16 protein-coding genes are annotated in these 19,275 nt (G+C 68.9%); 1 reads left to right on the top strand and 15 read right to left on the bottom strand.

Translation table 11 applies throughout. The annotated features are described in order from the left end of the window. Window positions 1-2 precede the first annotated feature (2 nt). Window positions 3-308 (bottom strand): 30S ribosomal protein S6, encoded by a 306-nt coding sequence (rpsF, locus tag AC1DFR_RS18620; protein WP_026266755.1) that lies wholly within the window; start codon window positions 306-308, stop codon window positions 3-5. Between the two features lie 271 nt (window positions 309-579). Between rpsF and AC1DFR_RS18615 the strand changes: the two genes are divergently transcribed. Continuing rightward, complete coding sequence (locus tag AC1DFR_RS18615) at window positions 580-1,263, top strand: DUF1345 domain-containing protein (protein WP_476870321.1); 684 nt, start codon at window positions 580-582, stop codon at window positions 1,261-1,263. An 11-nt stretch (window positions 1,264-1,274) separates the two neighbouring features. On the opposite strand, the gene AC1DFR_RS18610 is transcribed toward AC1DFR_RS18615, so the two are convergent. From AC1DFR_RS18610 to AC1DFR_RS18545, 14 genes are all read right to left on the bottom strand, one after another. After that, window positions 1,275-2,588 (bottom strand): M18 family aminopeptidase, encoded by a 1,314-nt coding sequence (locus AC1DFR_RS18610; RefSeq protein WP_476874153.1) that lies wholly within the window; start codon window positions 2,586-2,588, stop codon window positions 1,275-1,277. Between the two features lie 62 nt (window positions 2,589-2,650). Next, the gene (locus tag AC1DFR_RS18605; RefSeq protein ID WP_476874164.1) at window positions 2,651-3,553 is read right to left on the bottom strand and encodes an intradiol ring-cleavage dioxygenase; all 903 of its coding nucleotides are present in this window, start codon (window positions 3,551-3,553) and stop codon (window positions 2,651-2,653) included. A gap of 245 nt (window positions 3,554-3,798) precedes the next feature. Continuing rightward, entirely contained in the window at window positions 3,799-5,262 is a 1,464-nt protein-coding gene (locus AC1DFR_RS18600; RefSeq protein WP_223914895.1) for an amino acid permease, read from the bottom strand. 285 nt (window positions 5,263-5,547) lie between these two features. Beyond that, window positions 5,548-6,282, bottom strand: a complete 735-nt coding sequence (locus AC1DFR_RS18595) for a response regulator (protein ID WP_476874152.1) — start codon at window positions 6,280-6,282, stop codon at window positions 5,548-5,550. Continuing rightward, a complete protein-coding gene (locus tag AC1DFR_RS18590) occupies window positions 6,242-7,621 on the bottom strand; it encodes a sensor histidine kinase (RefSeq protein WP_476874151.1) in 1,380 nt (459 codons plus the stop codon). The genes AC1DFR_RS18595 and AC1DFR_RS18590 overlap by 41 nt, the downstream gene beginning before the upstream one ends. Before the next feature lie 49 nt (window positions 7,622-7,670). After that, window positions 7,671-8,555 carry an ABC transporter permease gene (locus tag AC1DFR_RS18585; RefSeq protein WP_476850688.1) on the bottom strand — a complete coding sequence of 295 codons (885 nt, stop codon included), beginning with the start codon at window positions 8,553-8,555 and terminating at the stop codon, window positions 7,671-7,673. Between the two features lie 3 nt (window positions 8,556-8,558). Continuing rightward, complete coding sequence (locus AC1DFR_RS18580) at window positions 8,559-9,500, bottom strand: ABC transporter ATP-binding protein (RefSeq protein ID WP_476874150.1); 942 nt, start codon at window positions 9,498-9,500, stop codon at window positions 8,559-8,561. A gap of 177 nt (window positions 9,501-9,677) precedes the next feature. Further along, window positions 9,678-11,174 carry a phosphatase PAP2 family protein gene (locus tag AC1DFR_RS18575; RefSeq protein ID WP_476874149.1) on the bottom strand — a complete coding sequence of 499 codons (1,497 nt, stop codon included), beginning with the start codon at window positions 11,172-11,174 and terminating at the stop codon, window positions 9,678-9,680. 15 nt (window positions 11,175-11,189) lie between these two features. Further along, on the bottom strand, window positions 11,190-12,377 hold the full coding sequence (locus AC1DFR_RS18570) for an MFS transporter (RefSeq protein ID WP_476856772.1): 1,188 nt from the start codon (window positions 12,375-12,377) through the stop codon (window positions 11,190-11,192). Then, complete coding sequence (locus AC1DFR_RS18565; protein WP_476874148.1) at window positions 12,374-13,147, bottom strand: DeoR/GlpR family DNA-binding transcription regulator; 774 nt, start codon at window positions 13,145-13,147, stop codon at window positions 12,374-12,376. Before AC1DFR_RS18565 ends, AC1DFR_RS18570 begins: the two co-directional genes overlap by 4 nt. A 140-nt stretch (window positions 13,148-13,287) precedes the next feature. Next, a complete protein-coding gene (locus AC1DFR_RS18560) occupies window positions 13,288-14,970 on the bottom strand; it encodes an ABC-F family ATP-binding cassette domain-containing protein (RefSeq protein WP_476850693.1) in 1,683 nt (560 codons plus the stop codon). A gap of 35 nt (window positions 14,971-15,005) precedes the next feature. Further along, a complete protein-coding gene (locus AC1DFR_RS18555; RefSeq protein ID WP_476874147.1) occupies window positions 15,006-17,024 on the bottom strand; it encodes a penicillin-binding transpeptidase domain-containing protein in 2,019 nt (672 codons plus the stop codon). A 72-nt stretch (window positions 17,025-17,096) separates the two neighbouring features. Then, window positions 17,097-17,753: a response regulator gene (locus tag AC1DFR_RS18550; RefSeq protein ID WP_230009120.1), complete on the bottom strand. Its 657-nt coding sequence runs from the start codon at window positions 17,751-17,753 to the stop codon at window positions 17,097-17,099. Continuing rightward, entirely contained in the window at window positions 17,750-19,177 is a 1,428-nt protein-coding gene (locus AC1DFR_RS18545; protein ID WP_476874146.1) for a sensor histidine kinase, read from the bottom strand. The genes AC1DFR_RS18550 and AC1DFR_RS18545 overlap by 4 nt, the downstream gene beginning before the upstream one ends. Window positions 19,178-19,275: the final 98 nt, after the last annotated feature.

Below are 19,275 nucleotides of genomic sequence, written 5' to 3'. Positions count from 1 at the left end.
AATTACTCAGCAACAACTTTCTGCTCTTCGGGGCGGGTGATCTTGGTGCGCATGATGGTCTCGTTGAGACTCAGCTGGCGGTCAAGTTCCTTGGCGGTAGCCGGCTCAGCGGTGAAGTTCACCACGGCGTAGATACCTTCGGACTTCTTCTGGATTTCGTAAGCCAGGCGACGACGGCCCCAGATGTCAACCTTTTCGATGGTTCCACCATCGTTGGTGATGACGTTCAGGAACTTCTGAAGCGACGGCTCAACGGCACGCTCTTCGACCTCGGGGTCGATGATTACCATCAATTCGTAAGGACGCATATGTGAACCCACCTCCTTTGGGCTAAGCGGTTACGGCATTTCCGTAACAGGAGGTTCATTTGCGGTGTCGTGCAATGCCCGGCCGCCGGAACGGAGGCAGGGCGCAGCACAGACTTCAATAGCTTAGTGCATGCGGGCCGGAATCCGCGATTCCGTGCCTCCACCGTACGGCCCCGCGGCGTGGCCGGGAAGAGCGTCGGCGGCCATGTGGATAACCGCCACACGGCCAGCGTTCAGTCGGGGGGCGCATCGGCTGTGCCATGATCTGAAAATGCACACCAACCCCTCGTCAGCCGTGCCGCCACCGCTCCGCCGCAGCCGTCTCCGCTTCGCCGCCATGGTGCTGTTGGGGCTACTCGCCGCCGGGGCGGCCGGAATGTCAGGGCACTGGGTGCAGGCTCCCACGATTGGCTGGTGCGCCGCCGCCTTGACCTACGTCGTCTGGGTCTGGCTGGTTATCGGCCGCCTCGACCCCGCGGACACCCGGTTGCACGCCACAACGGAAGACCCGGCCCGGAGCACGACAGACCTGCTTATCCTGGCCGCCAACGCCGCCAGCCTGGCGGCGGCGGGAGCGGTCATCGTGGATTCGCACAACAACACTGACACCCTCTCCAGGATTGCCGGCGGGCTGCTCGCGGTAGTCTCGGTGGCGCTGTCCTGGACCCTGGTCCAGACGCTGTTCACACTGCGGTACGCGGAGCTGTACTACGGCACGGGCACGAGGGCTGGCTCCCGGGTGGGCGGCATCGACTTCAACCAGAGCCGGCCGCCGCAGTACACCGATTTCGCCTACTTAGCCACAAGTCTGGGCATGACGTACCAGGTATCGGACACCGCGCTGCAGAACCATGGCATCCGGGCCGAGGCCCTCAAGCACAGCCTGCTCTCCTACCTCTTTGGGACCATCATTCTGGCAACCACCATCAACCTCGTAGTCGGCGTCGCCGCGTAGGGCGCCAGGCGTCAGGCCGCCGTCCGGAAGAACGTCCGGGTCACCGCGGCCAGCCGGTGCGGGTCCTCGACGCCGCAGAGCTCGCGCGCCGAATGCATCGACAGCAGGGCGACCCCGACGTCGACCGTCCGGATTCCCAGCCGGGTGGCGGTCAGCGGGCCGATCGTCGACCCGCACGGCATCACGTTGTTGGAGACGAATTCCTGGTACGGAATACCGGCGTCGGTGCACAGCCGGGCCCAGAGGGCGGCGCCGGCGGCGTCGGTGGCATAGCGCTGGTTGGCATTGATCTTCAGCAGCGGACCACCGTTGAGGACCGGCCGGTTGGCGGGATCGTGCCGCTCGGGATAGTTCGGGTGCACGGCGTGGCCGGCGTCCGCGGAGACGCAGAACGACGCCGCGAAGGCCTGCCGCCGCTGGCTTGCAGAGGCGCCGAGTCCGTCCGAGATCCGCACGAGGACGTCTTCGAGGATGGGCCCGCACGCCCCGGACCGGGACGCCGAGCCGATTTCCTCGTGGTCGAAGGCGGCCAGCACGGCAATCGGCGCACCGTCCGGCACGGGTGTGGCGGCGTGCGCGATCAGCGCCGTGAGCCCGGCGTGCGTCGCGGAGAGGTTGTCGAGCCGGCCGGAGGCGAAGAATTCGCCCCTGGCGCCGAACACCGCCGGCGCCTGGGTGTCTGCGATGACGACGTCGTACCCGCCGATCTGCGCCGGATCCACCTCGGCATTGGCAACGCGGTCCGCGAGGAGTCCGAGCAGGTCCTCGCCGGCGGGATCGCCCAGGCCAAAGACCGGATTCATGTGCTGCTGCTTGTCCAGGGCCAGGCCCTCATTGACGGCCCGGTCCAGGTGGATGGCGAGCTGCGGGAAGCGCAGCAGCGGGCCGGTGGCCGTGAGGTGCTGCGTGCCGTCGCGCATGACGAGCCGGCCGGCGAGCTGGAGTTCGCGGTCCAGCCAGGAGTTCAGGAGGGGTCCGCCGTAGACCTCGACGCCGGCCTGCAGCCAGCCGAACTTGCCGGTGGTGGGCTTCGGCTTGAGTTTGAAGGAGGGCGAGTCCGTGTGCGCGCCGAGGATGTTGAAACCCGTGGTCGGTCCGGCGCCTGCCGGCACCACCCAGGCGATGAGGGCGCCGTCGCGGATCACGTAGAACTTGCCGGCGGCGGCCGCGGGCTCCGGCCAGGGCTGCAGTTCGTCCAGGCCGGTGAAGCCCTCCGCGTCCAGCCGGCGCGCGGCCTCGTGGACGGCGTGGAAGCTCGACGGCGACGCGCTGACGTACGCGCCGAGGTCCTGGATGTGCTCTGCGGCAGTGCTCGGTGTGGGCATGGCTCCGAGTCTAGCCCGGCACGCTCGGGCCCCGGGGGCCGGGGCGCCGGGCGACGCCGCGCCTAGACGGTGACGTTGAGACCGGCGGCGTAGCCCGCGGCCACCGAGCCGGTGATGGTGGCCAGCTGGTAGATGCCGCCGTCGTTGCCGAACACGTTGTCGGACTTCAGCGTGGTGTGGGGGAAGTTCTGCGCGCTGGATTCGTACCCGGCCGACGCGTAGACCTCCTTGCACGCGGCCTCGGTCAGCGCGATCTGTGACACCGCCAGGACCTGGCCGGCCGCCGTCGCATTGTTCATGGACTCGAACACTTCGAAGTGGATGTGCGGCCAGCGGCCGTTGTAGGCGCCGGGGTAGATGGTCTTGAACGTGACCTGGCCGTTGGCGTCGGCCTCCTGGACGCCGCGGAGGTAGTTCTCGTTCTGAAGCCCCGAATCGTACATGGAGTATTTGCCCTCGCGGTCACAGTGCCAGGCGTACACCGCGGCACCGGCCAGCGGGGTGCAGCCGTTGGCGTTGTCGAGAAGGGTCAGCGTGACGGTCAGCGGTACGCCCTCGGCTGTGCTGGTGGAGGTCCCGAAGCTGGATGTGATGTCCTGACGGACCACGCCGGATGCCTCGAGGACGTTGGGTCCGTTGGAACCGTCACCGGGGTAGGGGCCGGCGGTTTCCTGCGGGATTTCGACCCCGCACTCGGCGATCGCCCGGGTGAGCGTCGGAGTGGCCGACGCCGACGCGGACGCCGACGCGGCCGAGGGCGCCGGGGCTGTTGCGGCCGAGGTCCCCGCGGCCGACGTCGAACTGCCGCTGGTGCCGCTGGTGCCGCCCGGGCTGCAGGCCGCAAGGGCTGCGGCCGTTCCCGCGCCGAGGAACATGCCCAGCGATCGGCGGCTGACGAGGGTGGAGAGATCGAATTCCAGGCCGCGGTCGTGGTTGGGGTGCGGCTCGTGCGGGGGCTGCGGCATTTTTGTCATGACCCCATCGAACCCGGCAGCGCTATGGGCTGGCTAGTCCCTTCCTGTGACGCGGCTGTGCCCCGGCACGCATGGACATGCCCTCCCCTCGGCCCGGGGACGCGGCTGTGCCCCGGCACGCATGGACATGCCCTCCCCTCGCGCCGGGCAGTGGACATGATGGCGCTATGTCCAGTGGTGGGCGCAGGGGGAGGGCATGTCCGGTGGAGCGGGACGGCCGCGGGGGCCTTCCGGGGCTACGACACCGGGCGGGCGCCCACTGTGGCGTCTTCAGCGCCAGGCTCGGCGTCAACCGGGGTGGCGTCCCCGGCAGGAGCCTCGCCGGCCCCTGTTGCGGGAACAGCGGCCTTGGCACCGTTCCTGCGGTAGCGGATGACCCCGATCCCCACGACGGCGGCGGCGAGAGCCAGCGAGAGCAGCAGCGATTCCCGCGTGGTTTCTAGGATCACCATGCCGATCAGCAGGGCCACGATGCTCACGATCGACACCCAGGTCAGGTACGGGAAGAGCCACATTTTCAGCTGGAGGTCCTTGGCGGCGGCGCCCATGCGGCGGCGCAGGATCAGCTGGGAGGTCGCGATGACGAGCCACACGAACAGCGCGATGGCGCCGGAGGTGTTGACCAGGAACAGGAAGACCGTGTCCGGGGCGACGTAGTTCAGTCCGACGGTGACGAAGCCGACCACGGTGGAGGCCAGTACCGCGGCGGCGGGCACGCCGCGCTTGGAAATCCGCATCCACGACTTGGGGGCGTCGCCGCGGCGGGACAGCGAGAACAGCATGCGGCTGGCGGTGTAGAGCCCGGAGTTCAGGCAGGAGAGCACCGAGGTCAGCACCACAATGTCCATGATGGTTCCGGCGCCGGGGATGCCGAACAGCTCAATGACCGCGACGTAGGGGCTCTTGGCGACGGAAGCGGAGTTCCAGGGCAGCAGGGTGACCACAATGGCGATGGAGCCGATGTAGAACACGAGGATGCGCCAGACAGTGGACTTCACGGCCTTCTTGACGGCATCGACCGGGTTCTCGGATTCGCCGGCGGCAATGGTGGCAATTTCCGCGCCGAAGAACGAGAACACCACCACGAGGATGCCGGCCAGGACGGCGCCGGGGCCGTTGGGCATGAACCCGCCGTTGCCGATCAGGTTGTCCAGGCCGGGCGCCGGAACGCCGGGGATGAGGCCCAGGATCGCGGCGACGCCGAAGAGCAGGAAGAGCACGATTGCCGCGACCTTGATGGAAGCGAACCAGAACTCGAACTCGCCGAACGACTTAACGGACCCGAGGTTGGTCAGCGTCAGCAGCACCATCAGGGCAAGCGCCCACACCCACTGGTCAATGCCGGGGACCCAGCGGTGCATGATCGCTGCCCCAGCCGTTGCCTCGATGCCGAGGACAATGATCCAGAACCATGCGTAGAGCCAGCCGATGCTGAACCCGGCCCAGCGGCCCAGGGCCTTGTCCGCGTAGGTGGAAAATGAGCCGGTTTCCGGGTTGGCCGCGGCCATCTCGCCCAGCATCCGCATGACGAGGATGACGACGAGTCCCGCCGCGGCGTACGCAACCAGGATGCCGGGGCCGGCCTGCTGGATCGCCGCACCCGAACCGACAAACAGTCCGGCGCCGATCACTCCGGCGATGGCAATCATGGACAGATGCCTGGGTTTCAGGGATTTTGAAAGCTGCTGGTCAGCGGGCATGGAAGCGCCGTCCTTCGTGGGGGGTTCAGGCCCGCTCGATGCCGGCACGGAATCGAATCCATGCTGTGCGGCGGACCACAATGTCGTTTCACACTAGACCGCGCGGCGGACCGTCCGTCTTGTGCAGTCCCACAAATGACGGCGGGTCAGACCGGGCCATCACCCAACGCGAGGGCCATAGGGTCAACCAAAGTTGCCTCACGGGCAATTCGGCAATGTGCCTGAAACCACTGCTTCAGGTACTACCTGCCGGTAACCTGCCTTGCGGCGGCAGGGCGGCGGCGGTCAGTAGTCCGCGTTGCTTGGCACCACGAGGCCGGTCTCATATGCGTACACCACGGCCTGGACGCGGTCGCGGAGGTGGAGCTTGGTCAGGATCCGGCGCACATGCGTCTTGACGGTGGCCTCGGACAGGAAGTATCGGTGCGCGATTTCGGCATTGGAGAGTCCCTCCGCCATCGCCCCGAGCATCTCGTTTTCGCGGGGCGTCAGGTCTTCCAGCAACGGATCCCGCGCCGGGCGTGCGGGGCTGCCGGCCTGCTGACCGCCGGCGCCGCCTGTCCCTGCAGGATCCAGGCCGCCTGCACCGCGGACATAGGTCTCCAGCAGCCGCTGCGTAACACGGGGTGCCACCACGGCGTCGCCGCTGGCCACCACCCGCACCGCGCTGACCAGTTCTGCCGGCGCCACGTCCTTGAGCAGGAACGCAGAGGCCCCTGCCCGCAGTGCTGCAAAGGCGTATTCATCGAGGTCAAAGGTGGTCAGGATGAGGATTTTGGCGTCGGAGCCCGAGGCGGCGATCGCCCGGGTGGCCTCGATCCCGTCCAGCACCGGCATCCGCACGTCCATCAGGACGACGTCGGGCGCGAGCTCCCGGACGTGGCGGACCGCTTCGGCGCCGTTGGATGCCTCGCCCACGATGCGCAAATCGTCTTCACCCTCCAGGATGAGGCGGAAGCCCATCCTAAGCAACGGCTGGTCATCCACCAGCAGGACGCGTACCGGCGTGTTGTCGGACATTGTTCCCCCTTGATTCCGTGGCATTCTCGCCGTTGCAGTTCAGTTCCGCGTGCACGCGCCAGCCGCGGTCACCGGCGCGCCCGGCGTACACGGTGCCCGCGTAGATCCTGGCCCGCTCCCGCATCCCGGCGATTCCATGCCCGGTGCCGAAGGAATCCAGTGCGTCAGGCTTCGCCTGCGCGCCGGTCCCGGGAGCGCCCGGGTCAACGGTGCCCCTGCCGTCGTCGAGCACTTCAATGGTGACGCGGGAGCCGTTCCGGACAATGCTGACCTCCACCCGGCTGAGGGCGCGGCCGTAGCGCAGCACGTTGGTCAGCGACTCCTGCACAATTCTGTAGACGGTCAGCTGGAACGCCGCATCGTCGGGCAGGGACGGGCCGGTGTGCGTGTAGTGCAGGGGCAGTCCCGCGGTGCGGAAGCCCTCGAGCAGTTTGGCCAGGCTGCCCCCGGCCACCAGCGGCTCGCGCGGGGCATGTCCGGTGGCGGTGTCCTCGCGCAGCACGCCAAGGACGCGCCGCATGTCGGCCAGCGCGGTGCGCCCGGTCCGGGAGAGCTCGGCCAGGACGCCGGCGGCGCGCTCCGGATCCTTCTTGACCACCACCGCAGCGCCGTCCGACAGGCTGATCATGACCGTCAGCGAGTGCGCCACGACGTCGTGCATTTCGCGCGCGATCCGGTTCCGTTCCGTGACCGAGCCCAGCTGCTGGGCCCGGGCGGCCCAGGCCGCGATCTCGTGTTCGTGCTCGCGCCGCTGCCGCACCGAGATCCCGATCCCCGTGGCGATCACATTCGAGAGCGCGATGCCGATGCCCGCCGCGATGCCCGTCAGCAGCTGGAAATTCTCCGGTGTGCGGACCGCCATGTCCGGGAGCCGGCCGTCCAGCGGGCCGACGGCCAGCAGGAAGTACAGGAGCAGCAGCGGGGCGGTGGTCAGGGCCAGTGCGGCGAGGGCGAACCGCCGGGTGCGGACGACGGCGACGGCGTATAGCGAAAACCAGAGCCCGGCGGAGACATTGGACCCCCAGGGATGCAGGAAGGTGACCGCCAGTTCCAGGGCCCCCACAACAGCCGCCACCCGCACCGGATACGCCCGCCGGAAGAGCAGGACGGGCGCGGCCGCGGCGAGCAGCACGGCCACCGGCCAGTCGCCGTGGATGACCGATTCGACCGCCGTGGGCGTGACCAGGACCAGGTAGCAGAACACCACCAGGACGTCCATGACCCGCGGATTGGCCAGCAGGTAGCGCCGGAGCCGGCCGCGGCGGCGGGCCGTGAGTTCAGCAAGGGACGCGTCGGCCGGTCCGGCCGGCGCGTCCCTGACAGGTACCGCATCGATCATGCTCTGAGCCTAAACGCTGAAGGGCTTGGACGCTGCCCGTGGCGCCGGCCTAGACGTCCCGCCTCTTGAGCAGGACGGCGGCCAGGAGCACCGGGATGACAACCCAGGCGCCCAGCACCAGGGCCGCCTGCCAGGCTTCGAGGGTGTCCGGGATGTGCTCCACCGCAGTCAGCGGATCCACGGTGTTGCCGGGCAGGTATTTGCGGGCCTCCACGAAGAAGTCGCCCGGAATGAGCTGGAACGCGATGGGTGCCACGAAGAACAGTCCCACCAGGCTCATGATGCCGCCCGCCGAGTTGCGGATCAGCGTGCCCAGCGCCATGCCGATGGCCGCGACCGCCGCCACGTAAATGCTGTTGACAAGGAGCAGCTTGACCGACTGCGGGCTGCCCAGGTCCAGGCCCAGGCCGTAGTTGTCCAGGATCGGCACGGATACAAATCCGGCGGCCAGGGTGGATGCGGCGGTGACGACGAAGGAAGTCACCACCACCACCACGAGCTTGGCCGCGAACGCGGGGATGCGTTTGGGCACCGCCGCGAACGTGGACCGGGCCATGCCCGTGGTGAACTCGGAGCTCATCAGCAGCACGCCGAGGGAGCCCAGGATCAGCTGGGCGAACGCGATGCCGGAGGTGGGCACACTGACGGCGATGTCGCCGCCCTGGGCCGCGAGTCTGGCCCCGACCTCCGGGTCCCGGGCCGCGGCCTCGGAGAACTGGCCCGTCCCCCAGGCCGAAAGCGCCCCGAACCCCACCATGACCACCACTGTTGAGCCGAGCAGGATCAGCGTGGAGAGCAGGGTGCGGAACTTGATGAATTCGGAGTTGAGGACCCGCAGGAAGCTGGGGCCGGGGCCGGAACTGCTGCCGTTTCCGGACCGCTGTGCGTCGGCGCCGCGGCGCGAGGGCGTGGATTCAACGGTTGTGGAGCTCATGGCTTAGTTGCCTCCGGCTTCGACGGGAACGGCGCCCGTGGTGATCAGCGAGTGGTATTCGACCTCATCCTTGGTCAGTTCCATGTAGGCCTCCTCGAGGCTGGCCTGCAGCGGGGTGAGTTCGTAGATCATGACGTGGTTCTCCAGCGCCGCAGTGGCGATCTGGCGCGGGTCCAGGCCTGTGACTTCGAGGAGTTCGCGCTCCTGGACCTCCACCGAGACCCCGGTCCCGGCCAGCAGCTGCATGAGCCGGTCCGGCTGGTCGGTGCGGACCCGCGTCCGGCCCTGGCCCTTGCCGGTGATGATCTCCTGGATCGGGGCGTCCGCAATGATCCTCCCGCGGCCAATCACGATCAGGTGGTCCGCCGTGACGGCCATCTCGCTCATGAGGTGGCTGGAAAGGAAGACCGTGCGGCCCTCGGAGGCCAGGTACTTCACCAGGTTGCGGACCCACACCACCCCCTCCGGGTCCAGGCCGTTGACGGGCTCGTCCAGGATGACGGTCTGCGGGTCGCCCAGGAGGGCGGCGGCGATGCCCAGCCGCTGGCCCATGCCGAGCGAGAAGCCGCCGACCTTCTTCCTGGCCACATCGGCCAGTCCCGTCATCTCAATAACTTCGTGGACCCGTTTCTTCGGGATGCTGTGGGTCGCCGCCATGGCCAGCAGGTGGTTGTAGGCGGAGCGGCTCGTGTGGACTGCCTTGGCATCGAGCAGCGCGCCGACGTCGCGCAGCGGGGCGGCGTGCCCGGTCAGCGGGGACCCGTTGACGGTCACCGAGCCCGACGTCGGCCGGTCCAGCCCCATGATCATGCGCATGGTGGTGGATTTTCCGGCCCCGTTCGGACCCAGGAAGCCGGTGACCCGGCCGGCTTCGACGGTGAAGTTGACGCCGGCGACGGCGGTCTTGTCGCCGTAAACCTTGGTCAGGCCTCGTGCTTCGATCATGGAAGCGTTCCTTTGCGTAGCGGGAGATGATCCGGGGCACCGCAGTCACGGGCCCGTCTGCACACCACGCTACCGAGGCAAGCTGCGTATTTCGCCGGTCTCAGGGATGATTCAGGGGCTAATCAGGGTAGTCCGGGAGGATGACAGGGGTTGGACGACGGGGTCGGGCGACGGGGTTCAGCCGAGGGGCGAGTAGTAGGTCAGCGCGCCGGGGCGGACCGTGAATTCCACCCGCCGCACCCCGGGCATGACCTCTCCGTCGACGGCGAGGACCATGGGCCCGTTCCCGGGTTCCACCGTGATCCGGTCCGTTTCGCTCAGATGGGTGATCCCGGACGTGGCCACGGTGCCCGTGAGCACGGCCCAGAGCAGGCGCAACCGGGCGAACGGCTCATCGGCAGTGATCATCCGCAGGTCCAGGACACCGTCGGCGAGTACCGGGCGCACCAGCGGCGCGTGGTCGCGGGGGTAATAGCGGCCGCGGCCGATGTACAGGATCCAAAGCCGGTGCCGGACCCCGTTGACGATCAGCGTGGTGGGGGTGCCGGCCGCGAAGGTCCGGAACATGGCCACCACTCCGGCCAGGGGTTTGCCCAGTGCCGGCTGGAGCTGCTCCCGCCGGCGGACCAGGTTCGGGTAGAGGCCGATGCTGGCCGTGTTGAGCATGATCAGCTCGAGCTGCTCCGGGCTGTCGGGGAGCCCGCGCTCGACACTCACGTGGCCGACGTCGGCCACGGCGGCCTCGCCGCGCGACGCCGCCTGCACGGCGTCCGCCAGGGTGGGGGTTCCGGCGTCGCGGGCGAAATGGTTCAGCGTTCCGCCGGGGAGCACCAGCAGCGGAAGGGAACGTTCGACGGCGGCGGCCGCCGCGGCGCCCACGGTTCCGTCGCCGCCCCAAACGCCCAGGGCCGCAATGCCCGGTCGGGTCGCGACCTGGGCGATGCCAGCGTCGACGGACTCACCGGGCCCGATTTCCTTTATATACGCCTTAGGGAATACTTTTTGCAGGGCGTCGGCAGTCTCGTCAGCATAGGACCCGCCGAGGGTGTTGACCGCGATGCCGAGCCCCTGGCCGTCCGGTAATTCCGCGGCCGGGGCGGCGCCGCGGCGGGTTTCCGGGAACGGCGGACGGACGGGCCACCACTTCCGCGTCACCATGGCCGCGCCGGCGCCGATCGCGGACCCGAACAGCACATCCGAGGGCCAGTGGGCCCCGGTGTGGACCCGGGAGTAGGCCACTCCGGCCGCGACGGGGGCAAGCGCCGCACCGAGGGCCGGGCGGACCATGCCCACCCCGAGTGCGAAAGCCACCGCGGAGGCGGAGTGTCCCGACGGCATCGACGAACTCGTCGGCTGCGGGTTCACGAAGCGGAAGACCGGAAGGTGTTCGGGCAGGGGGCGGGCCCGGGGCAGGAGGGTCTTGAACACGACGTTGGTGACCGCCGAGGCGGCGCCTTGCGCGATGAGTCCGTGCACCGCTGCCCGGCGCGTCTTGCCGGGCACCAGGGCCATGGCTCCGGCAACGCCGAACCAAAGTTTGCCCTTGTTGGCGGCGGCGGACAGACGGCGGAAGAAGTCGTCATGGCCTCCTCCCGGCAGATTGGAGACGGCGCCCACCAGTTTGCGGTCGAATTTCGACAGGCGGCCGGGGGCCTTCCTCAGCATGGTTCGCATTGGACCACCATACTGCTACCTCGCGGGCAGCGGCTTCGCGGCTCCGGCGAGGACCAGCGCCACCACAATCGGAATCCCGATCGCCAGCAGGGCGGTCCTGACACCGGTGACGTCGCCCAGGTAGCCGAGCAGGGGCGGCCCGGCGAGGAAGGCAATGTAGCCCAGCGTGGACACCACGGACACCCGGGCGGCCGCCTTCTTGGGGTCGTCCGCGGCGGCGGACATTCCGATCGGGAACGCGAGGGCCGCCCCCACGCCCCAGAGCACGGCGCCGGCGGCGGCCAGCCAGATGGTGCCGGCGAACACGAAGAGGCAGAGGCCCGCGGTCGCCGCCGCCATGCTGGCCCGCAGCACGGCAACGCGGCCGTAGACGTCGATCGCACGGCCACCAAAGAAGCGCATGGCAGTCATGGCCAGCACGAACGCGGCGAACAGCAGCGCCCCCGTGGACTGTTCGGCGCCCAGGCCGTCAACCGCGGCCTTGGCAATCCAGTCGTTGCCGGCGCCTTCGGTCAGGGTGGCGCCGAGGACGACGACACCGATCAGCAGCGTGCGCCCGTCCCGCCAGGCCGAACCCGCGTTGCCCCGGTCCGCGTCCCCCGCGGCGGGTGCCTCGGCAGGCAGATGGGGCAGGAAATACCGGGGGGCCACCGTGGTCAGGACGGCGACGACGGCGGCTATGACCAGCAGGTGCTCCGGGAGCCCGACCCCCAGGGTGGATAATCCGGCCCCGATCAGGGCACCGACGAACGCGCCGCCGCTGAAGGCCGCGTGGAACTGCGGCATGATGGTGCGCCCGAGCCGGTGTTCGACGTCGGCACCTTCAATGTTCTGCGAAACATCCCATAACCCGACGCCTATCCCGAAGAAGAACAGGGCAATGGCAGTCCCAGGGATGGAGGCCGCCATCAGGGAGAGCGCGACGCCGACACCGGCCGCCGCGGCCACGAGTCCGGCGCTGCGGACGGTGTTGGCGGTGCCGATCCGGCCGACGACGAACCCGGCCGTCGGCAGGGCGATCAGCGAACCGACCGCGACGCACAGCAGCAGGGTTCCCATCTGGCCCGCGGTGATCTGCAGGATCTCCGTCACGGCCGGGATGCGGGCTGCCCAGCTGGCGAAAACTAATCCGTTGATCCCGAAGACAAGGAAAGTCGCCCCGGTGGCAGCCTTGAGTTGCGGGACGGTTGCGGTACTGGTCATACGATCACTGCTTCCACCGAGTGCTGGGCGAGTTGGTCAAGTTCTTCAGGGCTGAGCTGCCGGTCGGTCACGATGGCATCCACGGCGTCCAGGGATGCGACGAGGGCGACGGCGGTGGCGTTCCATTTGGCGGCGGCACAGGCGACGATCACCCGGGCGGCGGATTCGAGGCCGGCGCGTTTGACTGCGGCGTCGTCGAGGTCGTGGGCCAACAGCCCGTCCTTGAGGTTCAGGGCGCAGGGCGTGACGACGGCGGTGTCGAAGCGCAGCGAGCGGATGTTGGATTCCGTCATCGGCCCCCGGAAGGAAAGTTCGCCGGGGACGAGGCTGCCGCCGGGCATCAGGAGTTCGGGGCGGCGCCCGGCCGGACCGTCGTCCGCGGACAGCGCGGTGACGGCCCGCAGCGACATCGGCATGATCGTCATCTCACGCTGGCGCAACTGGCGGGCGATCTCCGTGGCGGTGGTGCCGCTGTCCAGCCAGACGTGTCCACGGTCCGCGAGCATGGCCGCCACCCCGGCGGCGATCCGCATCTTGGCGGTGTGGTCCTCGAGTTCGCGTTGCCCGTAGTGCGGGTTTTCGCCGCCGAAAACCAGGCTCTTGGCTCCGCCGTGGACCCTCCGCAACACGCCGTGCAGGGCCAGGATGTCGAGGTCACGGCGGATGGTGGCGCCGGAGGCGCCGCAGGCGGCCGTCAGATCGTCCACCTTCACGTGCTCCCGGTCGCGCAGCAGTCCGCCGATCAGGCGGTGCCGCTCATCAGTGTTCATGCTCAAATGCTAGCGGCTGGTGATCATTTAATCATTTGTTGCGCGTTTCAAATAGCAACGCGGGGTCACTTAGCGCCCATAACCGGCCCCGGCATGGGCTGCATCTGACCCCGCGTTGCTTAGTGGACCCCGCGATGGCTCTAGCGGGCGCGCTCGACGCGCTTTTCGTCCCAGACCGGTTCGGCGGACTCGTAGACCCTGCCGTCGGAGCCGAAAACCAGGAAGCGGTCGAAGGTCCGGGCGAACCAGCGGTCGTGGGTGACGGCCAGGACGGTGCCCTCGAAGTGGTCGATCGCCCGTTCCAGGGCCTCGGCCGAGTGCAGGTCCAGGTTGTCCGTGGGCTCGTCGAGCAGCAGCAGCGTGGCCCCGGAGAGTTGCAGCAGCAGGATCTGGAACCTCGCCTGCTGGCCGCCGGAGAGGGATTCGTACTTCTGCTCGGACTGCGCCGCCAGCCCGTAGCCGTCGAGGGCCCCGGCGGCGGCTTCGCGGCCCATGCCCGAGCGGTGCTCGTCGCCCCGGTGCAGGATTTCGAGCAGGGTCTTACCCAGCAGGTCGGGCCGGACGTGGGTCTGGGCGAAGAATCCGGGCCGGATCCGGGCGCCGAGTTTCACGGTGCCCTCGTGCGGCACCTCGGCGATCTCGACGTCGGACACCGGCAGGTGCTCCCGCTCGGGATCCGTGCCGCCGGTGGCGAGCAGGCGCAGGAAGTGGCTCTTGCCCGAACCGTTGGAACCCAGGACGCCCACCCGGTCGCCGAACCAGATTTCGGTGGAGAACGGCTTCATCAGGCCGGTCAGTTCCAGCTTCTCGGCCACGACGGCGCGCTTGGCGGTGCGCCCGCCCTTGAGCCGCATCTGCACGTTCTGTTCGATGGGAAGGGCCTCGGGCGGGCCGGCTTCGAGGAACTTCGCGAGCCGGGTCTGCGCCGCGTGATAGCGGTTGGCCATGTCGGAGCGGAACGCGGCCTTGTTCTTGTACATGTTGACGAGTTCCTTGAGCTTGACGTGCTCCTCGTCCCAGCGCTTGCGCAGTTCCTCGAAGCGCGCGTTCCGGTCGGCCCGGGCGTCCACGTAGGACCCGAAGCCGCCGCCGTGGATCCAGGCGCCGGCGCCGTTGATGCCCGGTTCCAGGGTGACGATGCGGCCGGCGGCGTTGTTGAGCAGTTCACGGTCGTGGCTGATGAAGAACACGGTCTTCTTCGAATCATTCAGTTTGGCCTCGAGCCAGCGCTTGCCCGGAACATCGAGGTAGTTGTCCGGCTCGTCGAGGAGCAGCAGTTCGTCGGGGCCGGCGAAGAGGGCCTCGAGGACCAGCCGCTTCTGCTCGCCGCCGGACAGGCTCGACGCCGGGCGGTGCTGTGCCCGGTCGAAGGGCAGTCCGAGGGCGGCCATGCAGACCTCGTCCCAGACGGTTTCGACGTCGTAGCCGCCGGCATCCCCCCAGTCCACGATCGCCTGGGCATAGGCCATTTGGGTGGGCTCGTCGTCGTGCTCCAGCATGGCGAGCTCTGCCTCGTCCACGGCCCGCGCTGCGGCGGCCAGGGCAGGCGGGGCGGCGGAGACGAGCAGGTCGCGGACCGTGGACTCGTCCCGGACCTGGCCCACGAACTGGCGCATGATGCCCATGTTGCCGGACCGGCCGATCACGCCTTCGTCCGGGACGAGATCGCCGGAAATGATCCGGAACAGGGTGGTCTTGCCGGTCCCGTTGGGCCCGATCAGCGCTGTCTTGGTGCCGTCCGGGACCTTGAAGGTCACCCCGTTCAGCAGCTGGGTGCCGTCGGAGAGGAAGTAGTCGATGCCGGATACGTCAATATGAGCCACGCGTTCAATCTTCCCACGGCCGGGAAAGCGTCCGCTCAGCCGGCCCGGGTCAGGAACTCCTTGAGCAGCGGCCCGGAGGTGGTGGCCCCGAGTCCGCCGTCCTCGACGAACACGGCGACGGCGAGGTCACCGTGCACGGCCACGATCCAGGCGTGCGTCTTGGGCGGGGTGTCGTTGCCGAACTCGGCCGTTCCGGTCTTGGCCCCGACGGGCTCGCCCGGGACGGAGGCCAGGAACCCGGCATGACCGCTGGTGACGACGGCCCGCATCATATCAGCCAGTGCCGCGGCTTCCGCTGCAGTTACCGGCTTTTCGACGGCCGTGGCCGGTGCGGGGGCCGACGGCGTCGCGTCACCGGAGGCCGGGGCAGCCGGCGACGTGCCGGCTGTAGCCGTTCCTGTGGGCGCGGCGCCCTGGGCATCTGGGGGACTGTCGCCCTCGTTCGGATTCAATACCAGCTGGGCGGCCACCGGGGCTCCCTTGGCAACCGAGCCGGCCATGACGGCGGCGGCCAGGGGGGACAGGAGCACTTTGCCCTGGCCGATCATGGAGGCGGCATGTTCGGTTCCTTCGGCATCCCCGGGGACGGAGCCGAGGAATGCGGCCGCGCCGAGCGCAGGTGCTTCAACTGCCACGCCCAGGGAGGTCGCGGCGGATTCGAGCTGTGCCTGGGTGACGGTGTCGCGGGCGTTGATGAACGCGGTGTTGCAGGAGTGCGCAAAGGCGTCGCGCAGCGTCACGGACCCCAGGGAGGACTCAGGGTATCCCTCGGCGTTCTTGAAGGTGCGGCCGTCCACCGTGAGGGTGGGCGGGCAGTCCACCTTGGAGTCGGGCGTCATGCCGTTGCGGAACATGGCCAGGGAATCGACCATCTTGAAGATCGATCCAGGGGCATACTGTCCCAGCATCGCGGTGTCGTAGCCGTTGCTGCCCGGCCCGGAGGCGGCCGCCAGGACGGCGCCGCTGGAGGGCCGGAGCGCCACAATCGCCGACGCCGGGCCCACCTTGCCGAGGACGTCTTCCGCAAGCTGCTGCAGCTTCGGGTCCAGGGTGGTTTTCAGCGGGGTGCCTTCCTTTATCTCAGTCTGAAAAAGTACGCGGCGTCCCGCGTTGGGCAGAGCCTGCTTCTCTGCGGCGGTGAGGCCTGCCTTCTCGGCGAAGACCTGAATGCCGTCGCTGCCGCGAAGCTGCGCGTCGTATTGCTGTTGCAGGCCACCGGTGCCCGTGGTGTCCCCTGCTTTGAGTGCGCCGTTCGATTTTTCGATCTGTTCTGCATTCGCCTCCGCTGCCGTGCCCAGCAGGGCGCGGGCGAAGGTGCGGTTTGGTGCCAGCGGAAGGGAGTCGCGGATGGCACGGGCGCCGGGAATCTCACCGATCTGAGCGTCGGTGATGGTCCGTCCTTCTTCACGCAAAGTGATGGCGGCAACGAACGCCTCGGGGCCGGCCGCCGCGACCTGCTGGCCGTACGCCGCAGGGTCGACCCCCACCAGTTGGGCAAGCTTGGTGGCGGAATCGGCGGCGTCTGCACCGCCGAGCGCCGGCTTGTCGATGCCAACATTGACCACGGGCCGGTACGTGACCAGCGGGACCCCGCCGGCGCCCAGGATGTCGGCGCGCGACGGCGAATGGGTTGCCGAGCCGACGAGCTCGCCTTCGGCCAGTTCGGGGACCAGGGTGGCCGGGTTCCAGACCGTCAGCCATTTGTCGCCGGACTTCTTGAATTCGGCGAAGGTGGTGTACTTCCACTCTTCGGAGCCGATCTTCCAGCGGTAGTTGAGCGGGACCGTGGCCTTATCGGACTCCAGCGTCAGTTGGCCGCTGTCCACTGCAGGCCGGGCCGGGTCAAGCCCCTTGAATATTTCCTTGAGCTGGTCGTTGGCGGCACCTGAGTCCTTGCCCTCAAAGGCGACGGATCCGACGTCGAGCGCGGACACCGCGGAGGCGAGCTGTTTGGCAGCGCTTTCGGCGCCCTCACGGCCGTCGCCGCAGGCGACCAGCGAGCCGCCAAGAACAAGGCCCACAAGGGCCAGTGCAAGTTTTGATGAGTTCCCCATGGCGCCCATTATGCCCCGGGCCACCAACAATTCTGTTGTCACATAACACCGTCACCTGCCCGCCGGGGACGCCTAGGGCCGCCGGATGATCCTGCGCTGCGCTGCCACGGCGATCGCGGCGGTGCGGTTGTCCACGCCGAGTTTGCCGTAGATGTGCACCAGGTGCGTCTTGACCGTGGCCTCGGAAATGAACAGCTGCTTCGCGATCGCCCGGTTTCCCATCCCGGTGGCCAGCAATCCGAGCAGCTGGACCTCGCGGGCGGACAGGGCGGGCTCCGGATTCCTGATCCGGCCCATCAGCCGGGCCGCGACCTCGGGGGCCAGCGCGGTGCCGCCCGCCGCGGCAGAGAGCACCGCCTGGCGGATCTGCTCGGGCGGGGCATCCTTGAGCATGTAGCCGCTGGCGCCGGCCTCGACGGCGGCCAGGATGTCGGCGTCGGAGTCATAGGTGGTCAGGATGAGCACCGGCGGCGCCGGCTCGCCGGCCTCTCCTGCCTTGATCCGGCCGGTGGCGGTGACGCCGTCCATGCCGGCGCCCATCTGCAGGTCCATGAGCACCACGTCCGCGGGCTCGCCCAGGGTGTGGAGCCTGGCCAGTCCGGCCAGCGCGGCGGCGCCGTCGGCGGCCTCGGCCACCACTGTGATGCCCTCCAGATCACCCAGCATTGCCCGCAGACCGGCCCGGACCACCGGGTGGTCGTCCACCAGGAACACCCGGATGTTGTTCATTTCCGGTCCCCGCGGGCCGGCGCCGGCGCGGCGTTGGAACCGGGCGCTTGGCCCAGTGGCAGCCGGATGGCCACCACGGTTCCCTCACCCGGGGCAGACTCGATGTCCAGCTGCCCGTGGAGGGCGGCCACGCGGTCCCGCAGCGACGTCAGCCCATAGCCGGACCCGTCCGGACGGGCCGGCAAGGCCGAGGGGTCGAATCCGGCGCCGTCGTCGTAGATGTCCATGGCCACCTCCGGGCCCAGGAAGGAAAGGGTGACGACGGCGGTGCCCGCCTGCGCATGCGCCCGCACGTTGGCCAGGCTCGCCTGCGCGGCCCGGAGCAGGACCGTCTGGTGGGAGCCGGGGAGTTCCACCGGCACGCCTTCGACGTCGAGGCGGCAACGCAGCCCGGCACCCCGCGCCGCGGTCTCCGCTTCGGTCGTTTCGCACAGCCGGAGAAGTCCGGCCACAAGGGAGCCGTCCTCAAGATCGGGGGACTGCAGGGCCCGGACGAAGTTGCGGGCCTCTGCCAGGTTGGCGGCGGCCGTGTCCCGGACAATGCGGAGCCTGTCCCGTGCCACGGCGGGTTCGCCGTCGTCCAGGGCCTTTTCGGCCGCGCGCCCCATCAGCACAATGCTGGACAAGCCCTGGGCGAGGGTGTCATGGATTTCCCGGGCCAGCCGGGTCCGCTCGGCCAGGGTGCCCGCATTGTGCTGGGTCCGGGCGAGTTCGGCGCGGGTGCGGCGAAGCTCTTCGGCCGCCAGCCGCTGGTTTTCCGCCTCCAGGAACAGTGCCCGGTAGGCCAGCCCGGTGACCACAGCGAAGGCAGCGCCGAAAAAGGGCCCGAGCACCATGGGCAGCTGCAGCCCCACGCTGGCCGGATCCGCACTGGCCAGATCGGGAGACGCGGTACCGCCGTTGTGGAACCAGAGCGCCGCAATGACAAACACTGTGCTCAGTGCGATCGCCGGCAGCGCCAGCCGGCGCCGGAGAACGTGCAACTGCAGGAAGAACAGCGGGAAGGCCAGCCAGACGAAGTCGGCACTGGCCCAGACCAGCAGCAGCCAGAGGAGGCAGACGCCGCCCAGCCACCAGGCCGAGTAGGGCCGCGGATCGAACCGGGTCCGGCGGGCGGCGTGCCGTTTCTCCAGCACGGTGCCCACGAGGTAAAAGGCGGCGAGCAGCACGGCCAGCAACAAGGTGATCCACTCCTGGCCCGTGATGCCGCCGGCCAGGAGCCGGAGCAGCGCCACCAGGAGCAGCACCGCAAAGCCGACGTGCAGGCTCACGCGAAGGACGCGCAGAATGACGGCCGCCCCGGTGGGCTCCGTGCCCGGCGCCGGTGCGCCGGCATGCCCAGCGTCGGCGTGCCCAGCCCCGGCATGCCCAGCGCCCTTGGGTCCTGTGCCGTTGTGGACCGTGTTGCCGGCGTCGCCCTCCATGCTTCCAGCGTAGTGCCGGTGCGGCGGGGCTCCTGCGGAAAACGGCCCGCCCCCGGCGGAATCAACCTTTTGGTTGATCGCAGGGCCGTCCGACCGGT

It is taken from the genome of Arthrobacter sp. 05T410, from assembly GCF_056396505.1.
This window is presented reverse-complemented; position numbering and strand designations above follow the sequence as displayed.